5 protein-coding genes and 1 pseudogene are annotated in these 5,189 nt (G+C 67.1%); 2 read left to right on the forward strand and 4 right to left on the reverse strand.

Translation table 11 applies throughout. The features are described 5' to 3' along the window. Both DD1DGNOD_RS26425 and DD1DGNOD_RS02380 read right to left on the reverse strand, forming a co-directional pair. On the reverse strand, nucleotides 1-701 hold a 701-nt coding region (locus DD1DGNOD_RS26425), incomplete at its 3' end, for an ATP-binding protein (RefSeq protein WP_165036356.1). A gap of 240 nt (nucleotides 702-941) precedes the next feature. Further along, nucleotides 942-1,901 carry a 1-aminocyclopropane-1-carboxylate deaminase/D-cysteine desulfhydrase gene (locus DD1DGNOD_RS02380; protein WP_131764988.1) on the reverse strand — a complete coding sequence of 320 codons (960 nt, stop codon included), beginning with the start codon at nucleotides 1,899-1,901 and terminating at the stop codon, nucleotides 942-944. 417 nt (nucleotides 1,902-2,318) lie between these two features. Here DD1DGNOD_RS02380 and DD1DGNOD_RS02385 point away from each other — a divergent pair, with 417 nt between their 5' ends. Then, a complete protein-coding gene (locus DD1DGNOD_RS02385) occupies nucleotides 2,319-2,579 on the forward strand; it encodes an antitoxin (RefSeq protein ID WP_131769336.1) in 261 nt (86 codons plus the stop codon). Continuing rightward, nucleotides 2,576-3,004: a type II toxin-antitoxin system VapC family toxin gene (locus DD1DGNOD_RS30660; RefSeq protein ID WP_131764989.1), complete on the forward strand. Its 429-nt coding sequence runs from the start codon at nucleotides 2,576-2,578 to the stop codon at nucleotides 3,002-3,004. Before DD1DGNOD_RS02385 ends, DD1DGNOD_RS30660 begins: the two co-directional genes overlap by 4 nt. Before the next feature lie 85 nt (nucleotides 3,005-3,089). Here DD1DGNOD_RS30660 and lnt read toward each other — a convergent pair. Continuing rightward, a pseudogene (gene lnt / locus DD1DGNOD_RS02395) lies at nucleotides 3,090-4,670 on the reverse strand (apolipoprotein N-acyltransferase); the annotation flags it as partial. A 75-nt stretch (nucleotides 4,671-4,745) separates the two neighbouring features. Next, on the reverse strand, nucleotides 4,746-5,189 hold a 444-nt coding region (locus DD1DGNOD_RS02400), incomplete at its 5' end, for an SRPBCC family protein (RefSeq protein ID WP_131769337.1).

A 5,189-nucleotide genomic window follows, 5' to 3' on the forward strand; every position in this document is an offset into this window, starting at 1 on the left:
CGGTAGCCCGGGGGTAAACCGAAGATTTCGCCGCCGACGGTCTTCTCAAGCCAGCTCAGCCGTATTCCGATCCGGGGCGCGAACAGACGCCTTATCGGGGAGGGCAGGACAAGGACAAGACCGAGCAGTAACGGTTGGAACAGGCTGATGCGCTTGGCCAGGAGCGGAAGCGGCGCCGATAGTTGATCGGCGGCACTGGCCAGGAGACTGATCGCCAGCCGGAACCCGGTGAGCATTTCCTGGAGTAACTCGTTGGCGTCGCCAGGCATGTTCCCCGGCGGGCCGGGGTTGTCAGCCTCCGCGGGGTCCGCCGAATCCGGCTGGGCCGCCTGAGGTTGTGCCGTCTGCCGTGCGTTGAGGGCGAGCCGGACGAGGTCGTAGCGTGGGAAGCGGACCCGTCCGAACTCCCGGTGGCCGCGCTCGAATCTCTGCGTGGCAGCGGAAAGTATGCCCTCACAGGTGCGCGTCCGGCTGGTGTCGACGTTCACCCAAGACATGGGGACGACGTGCCGGCAGCGTCTGTTGACCTCGTCGAGGACCGTGGTCTTGCCCGAGCCACCGGGCCCGTACAGGATCACGATCGGCAGCGGCTCACGGCTTCGACCTCGGATCCAACGTCGGCTCTGACGTCGGATCAGTCTGTCGAGCAGCGCCATCGTGGCGTCCCGCCCGATGAGCGGCTGCTCGCCGTCGTTCGCCATGGTCGTCCTTTGCGGTCCGGATTACCAGGATCGGTGTGCCCAGATGCTCCTGAGGTGGTCCTGCTGGATGGTCGCATGACCCAGAAGAAAGTTGACGCATAGCAATGAGAGGTATGTATCTCGGTAGGGCTGCCGGGACGCACCGTTGCCGTGTGTTCGTTGAGCAGTCGTGGTCAGACCGTGGACCGGCCATGTTCAGGTCGGGGACCGGCTGGTCGTGGACCGGGCCCGGTTCTGTCGTCAGACCTGTACCGGATGGCCGGCTGCTACCGGATGGTCGGCTGGCCCGGTGATGACGGCCAGGACCGTGCTACCGGGCCTTATCGTGCCGCGGCGCACCAGGTCGAACAGGCCGTACATCATCTTCGCGACGTACACCGGCTCGAGGCCAATGCCGTGGCGCCCGGCGAAATCGTCGATGAACCGCTGGAGATCCGGTGGTCTGCGCGCGAAACCGCCGAAGTGGAAGTCGCAGTCGATGCGCCAGTTGTTGGTGGACCGCCCGAAGGTGGCGCGCTGGAGGTCGCCGACGACCTCCCGGAGAAACCGGCCGCCTTTCAGCGCGGAGAATCCGATGGCCTGTTGGCCCGGCCGCAGGCTCGCCGCTATACCGGCCAGGGTGCCGCCCGAGCCGCAGCCGCAGCAGACGACGTCGACATGCGGCTCGACCTCGCCGAGAATCTCGGCGCAGCCGCGGACCCCGGCCGGGTTGCTGCCGCCCTCCGGCAGCAGGAAGAAATCACCGAAGCGAGTCCGCAGGTCGGCGAGCACGTCCGGTTCGTGTTTCCGGCGATACGTTGACCTGTCCAGGTATGTCAGCTGCATCCCGTGGGCGGCGGCGACCGAGAGCGACCAGTTGAGCGGCGGATGTTCCTCGCCGCGGATCACACCGATGGTGGTGAAACCGAAAAGCTCTCCGGCCGCGGCTGTCGCCCGGATATGGTTGGAGAACGCTCCGCCGAAGGTCAGTACCGTCGATGTTCCCGCCCCCCAAACGTCCGCCAGATTGTATTTCAGTTTGCGCCACTTGTTGCCCGGTATCGCCGGGCTGATGAGGTCGTCACGTTTGAGTAGCACCCGGACCCCGTGCCGGGCAAACCGGTCGTCGTCCAGCTCCTCGACCGGCGAGGGAAGCCGCAGAACCCCGGGATGCAGAGTCCCGGGACGCGGAGCCTCCCGGCGCGAAGCCTGATCGTTCATACCGGTGCTCCTTGTGGACGACCTGACCACCGTATGGCGTGCAGCCCGGCGGTGACGCCGGCGGTGGACAGCGCGATGAGCGAACCGGCCGGGACTCAGTTCCCGAAGTGATCGTAGAGTATCCGCCTGGACACGCTCGCCCGGGCCGTGATCACATCGACACTCGACCGGCTGAGCTCTCGTCAAAGAAGATGTTGATGGCCGCCCGCATCACCTCATCCCGTTTGACAGGGACGTCGTGCGGCGACGACTCGTGCGCACTTGGTTTCCGAGCGGGGTTCTTCGACGTCCCGATGGGACAGGGCATAACGCAGATGATGCAGAAGCCATGGTCAGGACCTACGGACGAGTTTCGGGCGCCAACAGAAGCATGGAAGCATCTTGACGCATCAATTTGAAGACATCATGATGTCCAACATGCGGACCACCCTGACTCTCGATGATGATGTTGCTCGGCTGGTCGAGGAGGCCATCCATCGCGAACATCGTCCGATGAAGCAGATCGTCAACGACGCGCTGCGGCGTGCCTTGGCGCCACGCGTCGCTCGGCAGGAGCCGTACCACCTGACGCCGCACGAGTCGGCCGTACGGCCGGGCTTCGATCCGTCCGGGTTCAACCGACTGGCCGACGAGCTGGAAGACGAGGCGATCCTCGACAACGCACGGCGTGGCTCATGATCGTTCCTGACGTCAACCTGCTGCTCTACGCGGTGATCTCCGGCTTCCCGCAGCACCCCCGCGCGCACGCGTGGTGGGAACAAACGATCAACAGCCCCGCCCGTGTCGGCCTGACTCAGCCCGCCTTGTTCGGCTTCCTGCGGATTGCCACAAATGCTCGGATACTCCAGTCGCCCCTGGCTGTCAACGATGCCGTTGCGTACGTGCACGATTGGCTCGCGCAACCCAACGTCGATCTTCTCGTGCCAGGTCCTGAACACCTGCGCATCGCCCTCGAGCTCCTCGCAGAAATCGGCACCGCGGGAAATCTGACCACCGACGTCCAACTAGCCGCCTATGCCATCGAGCACCAAGGGGAGATGCACTCCAACGACACCGACTTCGCCAGGTTTCCCAACCTGAAATGGACCAACCCGCTCCAGTAACTCGCTCGGCAACCGATCCGTTGCCCTGCCGGGTGTCGGCTGCCTTCACCGAGCTCGCACCGGCGATCTGATCAACATTCAGGCGTCGTGACCGCCGTATGGCGTGCAGCCCGGCGGTGATGCCGGCGGTGGACAGCGCGATGAGTGAACCGGTCGGGACCCAGTTTCCGAACCGGTCGTAGAGGGTCTGCCTGGTCGTTAGCGGTACGTCGGTGCGGTAGGGGCCGCGTTCGTGGATGCCGAGACGGAGGAGTTCACGTCCGGAGGCGTCGAAGACGGCGGAAACGCCGGTGAGGGTGGCGTGCACGACCGGGCGTCCCGACTCGACGGCGCGCAGCGCGGCGAGGCTCGCGTGCTGGTCGGGCGCCCAGCTGCCCTGGAAGGTCGACGTCGCCGACTGCACGACGATCATTTCCGCGCCCATCCGGGCGAGCCGGCGCCCCAGGTCGGGAAAGGCCGACTCGAAGCAGATCAACGTCCCGAACCGCACACCCGCCGTCTGCATGACGGTGAGCCGGTGACCCGTTCGGCGGTTCTCCGCGGCCGCTTCAGTTACCGACGTCAGCCAGCCGAACACCGGCCGCAGTGGGATGTACTCGCCGAACGGTACCAGCCGCATCTTGTCGTAGCGGCCGTGTGGCCCGTCCGGGCCGATCAGAACTGCCGTCTTGTAGATCCCGTTGCCTGGCGAACCCGACTGGCCTCGTGGATCCGATGAACCATGCGGACGTGATGGATCATGTGTCGTGCCAAGGGTTCTGGTTCGCCGGGCGTCGGTGTTGACCAGGATGTCGGCGCCGACCGTGCGGGCCGCCGCCTCGATCCGGCCCAGGTGGGCGGGATCGTCGGCAAGGTCGAAGCCGACGCTGCTCTCACCCCAGACGACCAGGTCCACACCGGTGCCAGCGAGACGCCGGGTGGCGGTCTCGCTGGCGGTGAACCGCGGTTCGACGGCGTGAATGACGCCCGGCTGGGCGCCGCCCAGGCGCAGCGTCCTGGTCGCCGGGGGAGCGGACCTCAGTATCGCCGCACCGCCGATGGCGAGGGTGACGATCCCGATTGCCGCCAGGCCCGCGACGATCCGTCTGCGGGCCGGTGCGCCCGGGATCCCGGCCGCGGCCAGCGCCAGCCCGACGGCGACCAGCACGAAGCTGAGCAACCACACTCCGCCGAGTGAGGCCAGCGCCAGCACCGGCCGGCTGTTCCACTGACTTGCGCCGAGCAGCGCCCACGGCCCCCCGAGCCCCTGCCATGATCGGAGAAACTCGCCGGCCACCCAGGCCGACGGCACGACCAGCAGCGCCCATGCGAGCGTCCGCGTCGAGGGGGGCTGGCGCAGGGCCGTCCAGACCGAGATCCCCCACAGCGTCCAGGTCGCGCCCAGCACCACGGTGATCATGAGCAGGAACGGACCGGTGTTCGGAGCCAGCCAGTAGCAGGCCGCCAGGAAGAATCCGGTGCCGCCCCACCAGGCCCGTACGGCTGCCTCCCGCCTGGTCGACGCCATGCGGACGACCAGCATGAGCGGTACGAGCCCGACGAAACCGAGTACCCACACCCCCGGTGCCGGGAATGCGAACGCCGGGATCGCTCCGGTGAGCCCGGCGAGTCCTCGGGCCGGCAGCCTGCGACCGGCCGTCCCGTTCCTGCCGTCTCTGCCGTCCATGTCGCGATGCTCCGACCACTTCGAGCACCTGCGCAAAGCAGCGCGTGAATCAGCTGTGTGGACCAGCTGTGTGGATCAGCCCAGCCGGGGCTCGAGCTTGTCGAGGACACCGTTGTACAGCCTGCGGATGCCGATCGGCGCGAAGGTGCGTTCGAAGAATCCGCCGATGCCGCTCGCACCGGCCCAGCTCGTCTCCACCGACACCCGGGTCGTCCCCGAGCCCGCCGGCTGCACCGTCCACACGGTCCGCAGGGAGGAGTTCTGGTCGGCTTCAGCCAGGCTGCGACCGGGTTCGGGTGCGGACACGACCGCCTCGACGTTGCGGATGCGGCGGCGGGTCGCGTGCAGCCGGTAGCGGATCCGGGTGCCCGCGCCGGTACCGCCCTCCAGTACCTCGTAGTCCGTGATCGTTTCCGGCCAGGTTTCGGCCCGGATGCCCTTGTAGTCGCCGAGCGCCTCGATGACGGTGGCCGGCGCGGCCGTCACGACCCGGGCCACGGTCACCTTGATCTCTGCCAT

The sequence above is a fragment of the Candidatus Protofrankia californiensis genome (genome assembly GCF_900634765.1).
Lineage (GTDB): Bacteria > Actinomycetota > Actinomycetes > Frankiales > Frankiaceae > Protofrankia > Protofrankia californiensis.